Annotated in this window: 7 protein-coding genes and 1 pseudogene; 5 read left to right on the top strand and 3 right to left on the bottom strand. The window is 56.3% G+C overall.

The features are described from left to right. The first annotated feature begins 25 nt into the window (after window positions 1-25). Both BM017_RS19015 and BM017_RS19010 read left to right on the top strand, forming a co-directional pair. Entirely contained in the window at window positions 26-3,433 is a 3,408-nt protein-coding gene (locus BM017_RS19015; RefSeq protein WP_092247186.1) for a YncE family protein, read from the top strand. A gap of 141 nt (window positions 3,434-3,574) precedes the next feature. After that, window positions 3,575-7,222 carry a YncE family protein gene (locus BM017_RS19010; RefSeq protein WP_170856099.1) on the top strand — a complete coding sequence of 1,216 codons (3,648 nt, stop codon included), beginning with the start codon at window positions 3,575-3,577 and terminating at the stop codon, window positions 7,220-7,222. Window positions 7,223-7,339: 117 nt separating this feature from the next. Here BM017_RS19010 and BM017_RS19005 read toward each other — a convergent pair whose 3' ends face one another. Both BM017_RS19005 and BM017_RS19000 read right to left on the bottom strand, forming a co-directional pair. Next, window positions 7,340-9,598, bottom strand: a complete 2,259-nt coding sequence (locus BM017_RS19005; RefSeq protein ID WP_092247180.1) for an autotransporter outer membrane beta-barrel domain-containing protein — start codon at window positions 9,596-9,598, stop codon at window positions 7,340-7,342. Between the two features lie 252 nt (window positions 9,599-9,850). Continuing rightward, window positions 9,851-11,908: a hypothetical protein gene (locus BM017_RS19000; RefSeq protein ID WP_139212833.1), complete on the bottom strand. Its 2,058-nt coding sequence runs from the start codon at window positions 11,906-11,908 to the stop codon at window positions 9,851-9,853. A 219-nt stretch (window positions 11,909-12,127) separates the two neighbouring features. On the opposite strand from BM017_RS19000, the gene BM017_RS18995 reads away from it, so the two are divergent. The 3 genes and pseudogenes from BM017_RS18995 to BM017_RS18985 all read left to right on the top strand — a co-directional run bounded on the left by BM017_RS18995 (window position 12,128) and on the right by BM017_RS18985 (window position 14,371). After that, window positions 12,128-12,454, top strand: coding sequence for an IS66-like element accessory protein TnpA (locus BM017_RS18995; protein WP_092247174.1), 327 nt, complete (start codon window positions 12,128-12,130; stop codon window positions 12,452-12,454). Beyond that, window positions 12,451-12,786: an IS66 family insertion sequence element accessory protein TnpB gene (tnpB, locus tag BM017_RS29395; RefSeq protein WP_139212834.1), complete on the top strand. Its 336-nt coding sequence runs from the start codon at window positions 12,451-12,453 to the stop codon at window positions 12,784-12,786. Before BM017_RS18995 ends, tnpB begins: the two co-directional genes overlap by 4 nt. 59 nt (window positions 12,787-12,845) lie before the next feature. Then, window positions 12,846-14,371, top strand: a pseudogene (locus BM017_RS18985) (IS66 family transposase). 177 nt (window positions 14,372-14,548) lie between these two features. On the opposite strand, the gene BM017_RS18980 reads toward BM017_RS18985, so the two are convergent. Next, window positions 14,549-14,851: IS66 family transposase (locus tag BM017_RS18980; protein WP_139216845.1), on the bottom strand; the 303-nt coding region annotated here is incomplete at its 5' end.

Below are 14,851 nucleotides of genomic sequence, written 5' to 3'. Positions count from 1 at the left end.
CGCCCTCTAGCCCGAGATAATCATCATGCGCCCAGTACGAAATGCCCGCCCTTGCGTTGCTCAACTGGCACCGTATATTCCCGGGTTAAAAGTCCCGGTGGTCGGCTTTAGCGGCGGCGTCAACAAAGCCTTGCTCGAGTCCCATGGCAACGACGGACTTATTTGCATCTTGAGAAGCTATGCCAGCCAGGCCGAAGGCGACTTCATCGCGCTGATCTGCGCCAACCCCGACATACCAGTCGATACCCATACGGTCACGGCACAGGAAGCCCGTGAGGAGAAAGCGATTGTCTTGCGCACCCCCTTGGCACGCCTGCCGGATGGAACGGTAGGGCCTGTTTACATTGTTGTCACACACCTGGATTCAAGCCGCGAGGAAACCCAGCGCCTGAACCTCAAGGTCGACCGGGTGGCACCGACCGGTAACGAACCCATCGTGGCACCGCCCTGGGTCAACGAGCGCCTGCCGCGCCCACAACCCGCCCAGACTTTCATTGATTCGACGACAGCCCAGCGTGGTGTTGCGGTCAGCATCGGTTTTTACCCGCTCGACACCACCTTGCCCGCCAATACCCACCGCGCAGTGCGCGATCGAATCCGGCTGATCATCGGCAGTGAAATCGTCGAGCACCCTGTCACCGAAGGCCAGGCCAGCCATCGCAACCCGATCACGCTGACGGTGAATTACGGCACCTGGCTGAAGATTGGCAGCGGCCGCCATGCCTGCGCTTATGACGTACTGGACGAAGCGGGTAACTACGCGCCCGGCCGCTCGCCGACACAAATGCTCGAGGTACTTCTTAATCCAAACGAAAAACTACTGGACTCAGGGCATATCGTCGAGGCGCCCAGCGGCACACTGGATGCGGACAAGCTCGCAGGTAAGAGCGCAACCTTGCGATTCCCCATTGCCGGTAAAGGCTGGGCCAGCGGCGACACGCTTCGGGCCAGCCTCAGGGGGCGCACCCTGACCGGGGTGGAAGTGGAACAAATCTACAGCGCCCCGGTTAGTTCAACCGCTATCCAGTACCTCGATATTGCATGGCCAAACGCAGACTTGAGTTTACTGATAGGCGCCTTGATTCAACTCAGTTATGAGCGCCTTCGCCCCGGTCAACCTGGCGTACCTTCGGAGAACGCCTTCATCCAGGTAACGGGTACGCCGGTTGATAGCGGGCTGGACGCGCCTCAAGTGCCGGCAGCCAACGATGGCGTCCTCAACCCACTGACCGATCCCGTCAGAGTGATAATCCGCTCTTACATGGGCCAGCACCCTGACGATTGCGTAACCCTGGTATTGGACGGCAAGTATGCCAACGGCCACGGGTATTATCAGGAACATCGCCTGCCAGCGGGCACAGGGGACATCAGTTTCGATCTTGCCAACGGTCAGGACGGTGACATTCGCCAGTTGGAAAGCGGCACGCTGCGCCTCTATTACTACATTAACCTGCCCGGACAGCGTCCACCCTCAAAGGACCTGAACCTACTTGTCGGCGAGCCGATGGTGGCGTTGCCCAAGGTCCAGGTGCTCCAGGCGCCGGAACCCGACCCGACCTTTGACCCAGAGATCTTCCGCGCCAATGCCAATGTCACTGTCAGGTGGCACGCGGCATTTGTACGGGGCGCAACGGTGGTGCTGTACTTCGAAGGCAGCGCACTGGGCGGCAGTGCCCCCCCCATGCGGCGGCTGATCACCGACGTCTGGCCCGGCGAGGATTTGATGTTTGTAGTCCCGCGCATCTACGTACTTGCCAACCTCAACCGTTCTGCCCGGATCTACTACATCGTCGAACGGCCCGGGCTGCGCACGCTGTATTCACAACCGCTGGTGATGAAGGTCGGGAGCGTTTTGCAACTGGACGTGCCATTGATCCTGCAAAGCACTGTCACCGGCCCCGCGACAGCAACGTTAAACCCCCTGCATGTGCTACCGCCCTTGGCACCGATAGCCACCCTGCGCGTACGCTACCCGATGTTGCCGGGAGACGATATCCAGCCGATATTCAAGGGGACCTTCGGCCTGGGCACGCCGGTGATCGCGCCAAAACCTGCCGACCCAGCGCTCGGTCATGTCGACTTCTCACTGTCCAACCAAGTGATTGCCGCCAACCTCGGTCGGCAGGCCAGCGTGTCCTATATCGTCACTCGAGGCGGTGCGAGCACTTCATCGCAAATCTTGAGCCTCACGGTAGAAACACTGCCGGCTCAACACCTCGACCGGGTCAGCGTGCCGCAGGCGCTGGTGGGTGCGATTGATGTCAGCAAAGCCCACAGCGTGCGGGTGCTGGAGTGGCCCTTCATGCGCAGCGGGCAACCGGTGTGGATAGACATCAATGGCGTCGCCAACCTGCCTTTACGGGAGGGCACGCCACTGAGTGCGCCAGAGTTCGCGGCCAAGCGCGTGGAACATAGCTTGCCCGCGGCCTATCTGCGCTCGCTCCCTAACCGCAGTACGCTGACAGTGGAGACCCGCGTTTCACTCAATGGCAGCGCGCATAAAGATTTCGCGGTCAAGCTGGGAACCGTCAGCTACCGCATCGAAAATACCAAGGGGGTCATGGCCAATATCCGCGCAGCCGGAACGCCCACAAACCTGGCACTCAGTGCCGACGGCACGCGACTTTACGTGACCCAAGCCACCACACCCAAATCCGTGGCGGTGATCGATACACAGAACTACCGGGTCATCCACACGATTACGAACATGGGCTCACCGCTCTGGCTGGCCCTGCACCCCAACGGCAGCCGCCTGTACGTATCGGATAACAGCAGTGCAGCCAATACACCGGTTCGCGTGATCAGCACGCAGGACTACTCGACGATTCACACACTCACAGGCTTCACCACGGCGCACGGGCTCACGCTGAACAAGACGGGCACACGCCTGTATGTAGCGGACAACGGCGCCTCAGAGATGGTGATTTTCGATACGACCAACCACGACGTGGTAAGCCGCGTGACAACCACCCGGCCCAGCGCCATCGCCATCAGCCCGGATGGCACCCGCGCGCATATCGCCGGCGCGTTTGACTGGCGGGCCATCAACCTGGCAAACAACGCCCAGCTCAGCCAAGTGAACACCGTCTCGCATCCCCAGCAAATCGCCCACAGCCCCCTGCTACAACGCATCTATATCACCCAGCCCGACCGAGGCACAGTATTGATCGGCAATACCGCAACGCTGCAAATCAGCCAGACCTTGAGCGGTCTGCAACGACCATATGGGGTAGCCTTTCACCCAAGACTGGAGCGCGCCTACATCACACAAAGCGGCGCCGACTTGCTGACCCTCATGGATACGCGAGCCCAGAACGTGATCGGCACCTATGCGGGGTTCAGCCAGCCACGAGACGTGGTGGTGTCACCGGACGGCACCTATGCCTATGTGGCCAATGCGCGTAATAACACGGTGTCGGTGGTGGTGCTGTGAGCCGAGAATACCGCTGGTCGGCACTGTCATTTCTCACAGCTAGGCACCGAGGGAGAGGGAGCGTTGAATCGAGGCAGCGACTTCATTCAACAGTGGATCACGCGTCGCACCCTTGATTGAAAACCAGACAGGTATCCCGTCATGACCTATGATCAAAATCCCCCGTCGTCCCTCCCCTATCACTGCCTGCCTACAGGAGAGGATCATAACCCTCCCCCCGCCTTGCCCCACGGCTGCGTGGCAACGGTACCGCGCAAAAAACCCAACAAAACACCTGTAGGACGCCTACCTGACCGCCGCCCGATGGGCGGCTGCCCTCCCGGGGCGCAAAGGTTACCTTCAACTCAGCTGCCATTCGCGGATCTGATCCCCTATATTCCCAACCTCACCCCCATACCTGGCACCGACGGCGCCCTCAACAAAGCCGCCTTGACGGTCAGCGCACTCGGCGTCATCTACATCCTCTATGCCTGGTTCGAACAGGCCGAGAACGACTTTGTCTGGGTTGAGCTCAATGGTGAAACGGTCGCTCACTACACCGTCTCCGCTGATGATGCAGTCCTCGGCAAGGACATTACCCTGACGATTCAGTCCGTTCGGTTTATCGACCAGGCTTACAACAAATTGCAAGGCTTCGTCAAACGCTTGAGCGGCGTCACGGACGAGACCACAGCCTTGAACATCTGGGTAGACCAAAAAGAACCTGGAGGCGTTGACCCACAGGTCAGTACCCCCCTCATCAATGAAAACCTGGGGCGTATCCGCTTCGTAGACTCCAACATCGAAGCCTTCGGCATCATCACCCAGGCCGCCGCTCAAAACGGCATCAAAATATTCATTGATAGATACCCGGTGAATCCGCTGGTGGATCCGGTGCACGACCGCAAAGAAGGTGATGTGATCTTCGTGAGTATCGGCGGTGTGCTCGTCACCCATAAAGTCACCAGCTTTGAAGCCTCCAGCAATGCGCCTATCGTTATCACGATCAACTACGGTACTTGGCTGCAGGTAACGCTCGGTGTAAACATTTTTGAATGGTTTGTAAGGGATAAGGCAGGCAATCAATCCAACGGCTTTTCAGTTCCACGGCTCATACAAAACAACGTGAACGGGAGCACCGGCCCGTTGCTGCCTGCGGCACATGTACTTGAAGCCGATTACGATGGGGATTCAGACGAAGACTTCATTGATACAGATGTACAATCGAAGGACTTGAGAGTTGAAATACCCATCAGAATTTACGGTTGGCTTTCGTACGACAAGGCATTTGTCACCTACCTCGGGCTGACCGCAACAGGTGAGACCCTCAAACATACCGAAATGGCTGACGTGCCACAGCCCAACGCACTGCGCATTTACGTTCCCCTGCCATTGGAGTTTGCCAAAAAGCTGGCGGGCGGCCGCTTGTTGATTACTTACGAACGGGTACGGGAGGGCGAAGTGAATACTCCCTCCAATGCCGTCATTTACAGCATGCGAGGCACACCAGTCGACAACAGTCGGCCAGCCCCCATCGTCCACGGGCTCGAGGGCGGAGTCCTGCCGCTAGGTACCGATCCAGTAGAAATTACTGTGCGCTTCTTCGGACAGAATCCCAGTGACAAGCTCGACCTGATCATCGAAGGCACGGCGCTCGACGGCACCCCTGTGTATGCGAAATACACTGACAGCGCAGGTACTGGAGCAATCGATTTCTTTCTGGACTACCAAAGCGTATTCGCCCTTCTGGAGGGTTCCACTTTCAAGGCGTATTACGTAGTCAATAACGACACCTCCCGCCCCTCGAAATCGGTGACCGTCTCCGTGGGTGACATTACGGTGACACTACCCCCTCCTACATCAGACGATTTAAGGCCTGGACATGTGTTTGACGAACTCTTCAGCAAAGGCAACCTGAAGGCGCTTGTCCATCCACATTCAAGCATTGCCCTGAACGACGAGGTGCGAGTTGTTGCCACTGGCAGCAAACCCGGTGGCAGTTTCACCACCGCGTGGCTGGAAGTGACGTCCATCTGGTTTGGCTCTGCGCTGACGTTCACGATTCCACGCGCTATTGTGCTGGCAAACAAAGACAGCACCATGGCAATTCACTGGGAAGTCAGGACACTGCCTACCGATACTCCGCTCAAATCCCTGCCATTGATCGTCAATGTAGGCGCGAAATTAAAACTCACCGAATGCCCGAGTCTGCTCGAAGGCACCTACGTGTCACCTTGCCTCACACAACTTAACCCGCTGCACGTCTGGACGCCTTCCCCTCGTACGGTCACGTTCAGGATCAAATACCCGATGCTGGCCACAGACCTTGTGACACTGGTGATACAGGGCAAGCCAGGCCTGGGTATGCCCTCTATACCAGCGAAGCCTGGTGTTCCAGATGCGGGGCATGACTACATCACGTTTGCCTTGCTCAGTAACTTTGTCGCGGCTTATGTGGGTGACTCCTTCACGGCGTATGTTGAAGTGCTGCGTAACGGCGAGGTTTTCAAGTCGCCTCCACTCACCGTTAACGTGGATGCGCTGTCTGCGCAAACCCTTGATCTGGTCAGCGTACCGGAAGCACTCGGGGGCGTGATCGATACCAGCCAGTCGAACTCTGTGGAGGTCAAGGCGTGGCCCTTCTTCAATCGGCAACAAGCGGTTTTCATTCGCCTGAAAAGTTCTACTGACTTGTTCCTGCGCCCAGGCATCAAGGTGAGCGCCGCCGAGTTTACGGCACAGCGTACGCATGACTTGATACATGACTCCTATTTGAAAGGGCTAGCCAATGGCGCTACTGTGACCGTCGACGCGAGCGTTTCACTGGACGAAGCGGGGATTGAAAACAGTGCGATCAAGCTGAAGTCGGTTGCTTACAGGATTAATCGCCAGCCTGTGGTGTCAAAACACATCATTGTGGGGGCCGGTGAGCACGAGATTGTGATAACTAAAGACAGCAAAACTGCGTTTGTAAACAATCGCCAGTCAAAAACAGTGAGTGTTATTGACATAGAAAAAGCACTGGTCGTACATACAATACAAACGCCGAAAAGCTTTGCAATCTCCTTAAACAATGACGACACTAAGCTTTTAATAACAGTAATAACAGGCTACACGTCAGCCTCTAATCTTGTTGCCGCTTACGACACCGCCTCCTACGCTTTGCTTAAACAAACTTTGCTACACTACAAAATGCCATATGGCATTACCGGAATCAAGGGTACAGGCACTTATGCTTACACTTCAACCCAGTACTTTAATGATAGTGGTGGTTCACTTTATGAAATTGCAAAAATCAATACGCAAACCGGCAACGTTGAAAAATACATTCCTACGGGCACGGGGGAGGCAAGTAGCCGGCTCTGGATATCGCCCGAAAATGTCATTTACAGTTGGCTCGGCAATTGGGGGGTACGTCGACTCGATACAAGCTCAGACGCATTCATTTCCAGTGCACCTTTCCCCTCTCCTGTCAGCGACATTGCCTTCTCTAACACCGACAATAAAGGCTTCTACGTGTCGGGTTCTAGCGTGGGCACCTTTGATCGCCTGCTCAACAAGATAATAAATACAAATCAAGGCTTTAACTACGCTGTAGGAGTAGCCACTCACCCTTTTGAGGCGCTACTTTATTTAACAGAGAACGGCACTGATAAAGTACACATCTTCGACACCTCAGAAGACCAACCGAAACTTGTGAACACGCTAAGCGGCTTCAACGGCCCCCAATTTTTACAAGTGACGCCCAACGGAAAGCATCTGCTAGTCTCAAACTACCGATCGAGTACCATTGCGTTGGTCGACCTCTGACCTCCTATATGCTTGTACTCCACAATAATAGCCCGCCCAGGACGGGACACCGCTAATAAATAAAGCCCCGTATCAAAAGATACGGGGCTTCTTTACAGGTGGTGAGTTTAGGCACTCTTAGAAGTCATATCGCACCCCCACATTCACCCCCCACGGCTGGTCAACGCTCTTGCCCATGCTGCGCTCTACATCGGCATGGACCTTCCAGTTCTTCGACACGGCCATGGCCAGTCCAGCTGCTATTTCAACCCGGGTACCCGACAGGTCGTTGTTGAAGCTGTTGCCGTTCACCGACACCTTGTTGCTCTGGTTGAACTCATGGGCAACGGCAGTCCGCAAGTACGGCTGCAGCACACTGCCTCCGTCCAGTTGGATGTCACGCCCGGCGGTCACACCGGCCTTGCCCACCACCGAAGCGGTACGCGCGCCCTTGGCTTGCAGGCCGTTATCCAGCTCGTAGCTCTGGCGCTGGATGATCGCCGTGGCCAACTGGCCGTAAGGTTCCACGAAGAAGCCGTCGTCCAGCTTGATGTGGCGGCCCACCTCTGCCGAAGCAGTCACTGCGTTTTGCGTGTAGTTGCCCTTGGCTTTCCTGCCGTCGCTCATCGCCACGTTGGACTCGTTGTGCAAGCGGTTGAACTTGAGCACGCCGTCGAAGTAGAAGCCGCTCTCAGCGTCCAGCCACGTGGCGTATCCACCGGCGTAGTAGCTGTTGACGGTGGCTTTGCTGCCACGGTTCAGGTCCAGGTCTGAGGTGCTGTGACCGGCCAGGAAGCCTGCCAGCCATTGGCCATCGCCACCGGACAACGGTACGTCGGCACCCAGGGTGAAACCACGCTGTGCCTGGTTGTACTGCACACCTTTATCGCGGTTGTTCACTTCAAACTTGTTGCCGTACGTTCGGCTCCACATGCCGCTCGACTTACCATCGCTGTGACGCAACTCACCCATGCGGGTACGCAGGTTGGTCATTTCACCGTAGAGCACGCTCGGCGCCGCGTTGGCCAGGGCCAGTACGGAGTGGGTGCTCGGGCTGATGACTTTATTGTCCGGGTCCAGGTACCAATCGTGGTCGCGGTTGTCACTGACCAGTCCGTAGGAATAGGTACCGACGTCCACCCGACCACCGACCAGGCTGAAGCTCGCACCGCCATCGGCAGTGCGCACGACATGCAAACGATCATCGGACAACGGGTCAGCACCGGTGCTGGCGATCAACAACTGGTGCGCGCCGGAGGAAGTACCGGTGACATTGAGAAAATCGCCGGTCAACGTCGAGAAATCCGCCTTCATGATGAAGGTACCGCCGGTGCCATTCAGGTTCGTCACGTTCAGTTGGTAAAACGCACCCGAATCGCCGAACTTGACGTTACCGCCATTCATCGACAGTTCCTTGAGTTCATCCTGGCCATCCACCAACACCCAGGTGGCGTCGCTGTTGACCGACAGCTTGTCGACGTTTTCCAGGCGACCGGTCAGGACCGCACCGTTGTTCAGGCCCACATTGGCGGTGCCACCGTTGTTGATGATGTCGCCTTTCATGGCGGCGAAATCCAGATTCAGGTCCAGAGCACTGCCGCTGCCTACCTGGATATTGCCGGCCAGGTTGCTGTTGTTGACCAGTACGTCAGCTGCGCCACCGTTGATCACCTCCAACATGTTGCCGTTGCCACCCTCCAGCGTGGTGCCATTGGCGATGGTGATAGGCGTAGTACCAACCCCCGGTGAATCCACCACGATGGCGGCACCGGTTTCCCCAACTACCCGGGTACCTTCAAGGTGAAAGCTGGCGGGTGTCGTGCCATCGGCAGTGCGGTACACATAGAGACCATTGGTGCCGCCAGTGATACTGCCGCCCTGGGCGGCCAGGTTGCCGTCGATGGCCAAAATACCGAATTCGCCACCAAGAACATCGGTACTCGTCATCTGCAGCGTACTTTCCCGCCCCAGGTTGACGCCATAGGTGGCACCTTCTATCCGGCTGTTGGACACTTGGGCGTGACTGCCTGCGGCAGCGTGCTCGCCCACGATCATCCCAATACCGCTGGCGCTGGAAATGTGAGCATCACGAATGGTTGCCTGGCTGCCGTACAATTGGACTCCGTGTTCGGAACCCGCTACGACCTCGCCGCCATTCATCTCAAAGGTCGAATTCTGCGAAGCGACGCTGAGAATCGCCGCCCCGTTGGAAATCAGTTGTGCACCGTCTTTCAAGGTGTAGCGATCAAAGTCGCTGCCTGCATCAATGACAAGCTTCTGACCTGCTCCAAGGTCCACGGCGGACACGTGAGTTGCCACCAGTGAAAAAGGCGCGATCGCCAGGATTTTGATTGCGGCAGACAAGCGCGAACGCTTGAAAAGTACATGGGTATTCATAGGGTAGAACCTCTAGTCGGATGACTGAACAAGCCAATCGATTACAGGACTCATCGACTCAGGCTTTCAGAGGCGCCGAGGTTACGTACCCGAGGAGGAACTTCATGTAGGCCGAATCTAGGGCCTTGTAGGACTTTCCTTAATGAAGGATGGGCAAAGCGTTGACGCGAACCGTCAGGGCAAAACCAATAACCCCTGAGGCATTGACCTCAAGGGTTATTGGGAACGACTCAGTACATTCAGAACAGCTCGTCAGCCACAAGTACCACCGCCCAGGAGCTTACGGGTGATGTACAAAATGGAAGGATCGGACTCTCCCGGAGTGCCACCCGCTCCGACCACTTTGTAGTAAGCCTCGACACGCCCCTCGGTGACTGGGGAGATATAGGTGGCGAAAGGCACCGTAAACTCTTCGCCAGGGTGCCCGGCAAAGTGATCGATGGTGACCGTCACGGGAGGGAACTCGTATTCGTTTACTTTGACGTTCGAGTAGTAGTCATTAGGCCCATAGATCACCCACACCACGCTTACTTTGTCATCTTTCTTCAACTTGCCCGGGCTGATGATTTTGGTTTTGATACCTGACGCAACGCCATGTGCGCAATTCATGAAGCGGGTGTCGTCGCCGATACCGGAATCTATCGAATCTGGGTATTCAAGCAGTGCCAGATCTTCAATCACGAATGCTTGCACATCGATCTCGGTTGGCAATGAGTCGGTGACGTTATTGTTGGTTCCGTTATTGAGGCTGTAATGGGCGTCGTGCTCTCCATTACCGACCAAGGCAATGCCTGAGGCGGGAACCGTAATACTGAACTGTGTAGCCGTCTCATCCGGCAACGTGACGGTATAAGGCGGTGTCAACAGGGGGATGCCCTTCAGGTAGATCTGAATGCGATCACCCGCCGTTGCGCCGGTATACACATCAAAAGTGACCGTGGCATCACCCGTATCACCCGGGCCAATTTTGTTGGTCAGGCCGCCTGCCGAGGTGAGTGTGAGCAGGCCAAGGTTAGGGTTGACCGGCCCAGGACCGCCCGGATCGGGTATCAGGCCCGGTGCTGTAAGGTCCACTGAAACGTCGATCGTGGTGGAGTTCGGAGAGGGAGTACCGTTTCGAACGACATAGTAAAAAACCGCGGCAACATAGGGGGCAGTCACGCCTCCAGACGACAAAGCGGCCCATGTTATTGGAACGTCTTTAGGGAAATTTAGGTTGTTCACGGTTAAATAGAGCAGCTGCCCGTTAAAGCTGACAACGAGTTGATCGCCAATTTCATAGTTGTCGTAGCCCGTGATTTGAACATAGGCGCGATTGAGCTGAGCATCTTCCCGATCCAGCGGCGCTTCGGGCACGACAGGGTCTTGCAGGTTTGAAGGGTTGGGCTCAAGGGAAAGCGTTACATCCGTGAGGTACGGGGGAAAGGTCGTTTCATTGCCGGCGCGGTCGAGGTAGGTATACGCCATCTGATAGACGCCTGAGGACTTGGTCATTATGTCCGCGAGGGGCACGGTAACGTCTACCGGTAAATGATTGACGGGCAAATTGGTGAGAGTGGCAATCGGCGTCGAATCCGTGTAATGCCAGTAGACACGCACGCTATCGCCCACTTGAGGATCAAGCCGACCGCTGCAGGTTGCAATGAATGTGTTACCCGGCACCGCGAGCAACTCAACCGTCACTTTGCCATCGACTACCCAGGGCGGAAGCGTCGCTTTCGAAGGCCGGATCCTGGCGTGTGTGTCGTATCGGTCAATTGTAACGTTCACCGGCTCCCTCGAACTGTTAGTCGCCGGATTAAAAAACACCTCATAGGTCAGACTTTTGACACCGTGATCACCCACTTGGGCTTGAGTGAGCGTGTAAGGACGAGGCCACTGCAGGCTGGGATCGTTCAGGTTCGTGCCGAGGTCTTCACGTGGCATGATGAGCACATTATTGAGCCTGACCTCCAGTTGGTGACGCGCTCCCGGAGCGCCACCCCCTATGGTCCATTTGGGGATCTCGAACTTCAATCCTTCCAGGTAAAGCTTCTCGATATTCATCAGATTGGACTGGCCACCGGGTACATCATCCTCCGCATTCAGCACCGTTATTGGCGCAAGTGTCCCTGCTCGCGGGGCTCGGCGCGTGGATCGGGGCTCTGTCAAAACCGAGCGAACAGCCGTTTTGGAGTTTTTAGCTGCGTTGGGTGCCTTTGTACTCTTGGGTTTCTTTAAACTTGCCATCTCGGTTGACTCCGGAAGTTTAGATAACTTGTCCGTCTTGCTAACAGGTGCAAGGCCATTTCTATTAGGCACCTCCAGCATCCTTCGCACACCTGTCAACATTGACAGTTTTGAGTGTTATCGACTCAAGCATCGTCGCTGATGTTTCGCCGCACACCTTCGCAAAACGCCAAAAACAATAAGAACGTGCGCTATTTCTTTGTAAGGGGCCGGCAAACACACCTACCGAACCCCAGCATTAAGGTCGATTGTGTCCGCGTAATTTAAGCGGACGCAATTACCCTTAATATCAGGATCGCCATGCGTGAACGTAAGTCCTACTCAAAATCCTTTAAAGCCCAAGTGGTTCACGAATGCCAACAGCCCGGTGTTTCCGTGGCGGCCATCGCGATGAGTCACGGCATCAACGCTAATGTCGTGCGCCGTTGGTTACCGCTTTTTCGTGATCAGCAGGCAGTCGTGCTGCCTGCGTTTGTTCCCGTGAACGTCGCACCGGTAAATCCCAAGCCAAAGGCTCAAGCGTCGGCGGTTATTGAACTGCCATTTGGCGAGCAAACCATCACCGTGAAATGGCCTGCTTCCGACCCTGAGGGCTGCGCTCAGTTTGTCCGTGGACTTGCCCTATGATCCGCATCGACAGCATCTGGCTCGCCACCGAGCCCATGGATATGCGTGCTGGCACCGAGACCGCTCTGGCCAGGGTGATTGCGGTGTTCGGTGCGGCGAAGCCGCACTGCGCTTATCTGTTCGCCAATCGCCGTGCTACCCGCATGAAAGTCCTGGTGCATGATGGAATTGGTGTCTGGCTGGCCGCACGACGGTTGAACCAGGGTAAGTTTCACTGGCCAGGTATTCGACAAGGTTGCGAAATGGAACTGGACGCCGAACAACTTCAGGCCCTGGTGCTTGGCCTACCTTGGCAGCGTGTCGGCGCTGGAGGCACCATCACGCTGCTTTAAAATGTAATTCGCGTCTTGGCGAGCTGTCGCCAGCGATCTGCTTTGGTAAAATCCAGGGCATGACTTCCTTACCCGACCTCGACCAAATGACCCCCGACCAACTGCGTGCGTTAGCAGCGCAGTTGATGTCGAAGGTCGACACCATGGGTAGGAAGATCCATCACGATCAGACCCTCATCGAACAGCTGACTCATGAAATCGCCGTCCTCAAGCGACACCGGTTTGCCAAGCGCAGTGAGCAGATCAGCCCGGAGCAAGGCCACTTGCTCGACGACTTGCTCAATACTGATCTTGAGGCTATCGACGCCGAATTGAGCGCACTCTTGCCGGCCCCGGCGCCAGAGCAAACACGTCAAAAACCCAAGCGTGCACCGCTGCCAGCGCAGTTTCCACGTACCGTGATTCATCACGAACAGGAAAACACGCAGTGCTCTTGCGGCCGCCAGCTTCAGCGCATCGGCGAAGATGTGAGCGAGAAGTTGGATTACACACCGGGCGTGTTCATCGTCGAACAGCATGTGCGTGGAAAATGGGCCTGCCGTCAGTGCGAAACACTGATCCAGGCGCCAGTTCCAGCTCAAGTGATCGACAAGGGGATTCCGACCGCAGGTTTGCTGGCTCATGTGATGGTGGCGAAGTTCGCTGATCACTTGCCGCTGTATCGGCAGGAGAAAATCTTTGGACGCGCCGGTTTAGCGATCCCGCGCTCAACACTGGCCCAATGGGTCGGACAGACCGGTGTACAGCTTCAAGCACTGGTTGATGCTTTGCGAGAAGCGGTTCTAGCGCAACGAGTTGTCCACGCCGACGAGACGCCGGTGCAGATGCTTGCGCCCGGTGAAAAGAAAACCCATCGAGCCTACGTTTGGGCTTACTGCACTACACCGTTTTCGGCACTTAAGGCAGTCGTCTATGACTTCAGCCCGAGTCGCGCCGGTGAGCATGCGCGTAACTTTCTGGGTTCCTGGAATGGCAAGCTGGTGTGCGATGACTTTGCTGGCTACAAAGCCGGTTCGAGAAGGGCATGACCGAAATTGGCTGCATGGCTCATGCGCGCCGCAAGTTTTTCGATCTGCACGCGGCGAATAAAAGCCAACTGGCCGAACAGGCACTGCACTCGATTGGCGGCCTGTACGAAGTTGAGCGCCAGGCACGTGAGATGAGTGACGAGGATCGCCGCCGAATACGGCAAGAAAAAGCAGCGCCGTTGGCGAAAGCACTGCACGAGTGGATGCTGACTCATCGCGATCTTGTGCCCAACGGATCAGCAACAGCCAAAGCCTTGGATTACAGCCTTAAACGCTGGGTAGCGCTGACGCGCTACTTGGAAGACGGTGCTGTGCCTATAGATAACAATGCCGTCGAAAACCAGATCAGGCCATGGGCTCTTGGGCGCTCCAACTGGTTGTTCGCCGGCTCGTTGCGCAGCGGTAAGCGGGCGGCGGCGATCATGACTCTGATCCAATCGGCGCGTATGAATGGGCATGATCCGTATGCTTATCTCAAAGATGTGCTGACGCGGCTACCGACACAGCGGGCGAGTGAGATTGACCAACTGCTGCCGCATCAGTGGGTATCTGCCTGAGTCATGCAAGGTGACTTCGGCAGACGCTTACATTTCTTTTATTAGCTCTAATGCTGCTAGTGCCGGCCCTGATTGATAACAACAAGGGGGCCTTAAGCCTAATGCCGATCAGTTAAGCCTTCTCGCTTGACCTTTGGCCGCAAGAAAGTAAGCGTCCACGCATCCCGTCTTGCGCAGCTAAGTCGGTTGCCATCGATGCGGCAACAAATCCCCAATCTCACTCGCCCGCTGCGTCGGCAGGCGAGTAAGAACGTCCTTCAGATAAGCATATGCATCGTGGCCGTTGAGCTTGGCCGACTGGATCAAACTCATTAGCGCAGCAGCGCGTTGGCCACTGCGTAGTGAGCCAGCAAACAACCAGTTCTTTCGCCCTAGCGCCCATGGCCGTATCTGATTTTCGAGGTGGTTATTGTCTATGGGCACCGTGCCGTCGTTCAGATAACGGCTCAACGCAGCCCAACGTTTAAGGCTGTAATCCAG

The sequence above is a fragment of the Pseudomonas sp. NFPP04 genome, assembly GCF_900113815.1.
GTDB lineage: Bacteria > Pseudomonadota > Gammaproteobacteria > Pseudomonadales > Pseudomonadaceae > Aquipseudomonas > Aquipseudomonas extremorientalis.
This window is presented reverse-complemented; position numbering and strand designations above follow the sequence as displayed.

Bases quoted from the DNA above. Each gene is read 5' to 3' on its own strand.
- BM017_RS19015 (WP_092247186.1), top strand. From the start codon at position 26: ATGCGCCCAGTACGAAATGCCCGCCCTTGCGTTGCTCAACTGGCACCG.
- BM017_RS19010 (WP_170856099.1), top strand. From the start codon at position 3,575: ATGACCTATGATCAAAATCCCCCGTCGTCCCTCCCCTATCACTGCCTG.
- BM017_RS19005 (WP_092247180.1), bottom strand. From the start codon at position 9,598: ATGAATACCCATGTACTTTTCAAGCGTTCGCGCTTGTCTGCCGCAATC.
- BM017_RS19000 (WP_139212833.1), bottom strand. From the start codon at position 11,908: ATGCTGGAGGTGCCTAATAGAAATGGCCTTGCACCTGTTAGCAAGACG.
- BM017_RS18995 (WP_092247174.1), top strand. From the start codon at position 12,128: ATGCGTGAACGTAAGTCCTACTCAAAATCCTTTAAAGCCCAAGTGGTT.
- tnpB (WP_139212834.1), top strand. From the start codon at position 12,451: ATGATCCGCATCGACAGCATCTGGCTCGCCACCGAGCCCATGGATATG.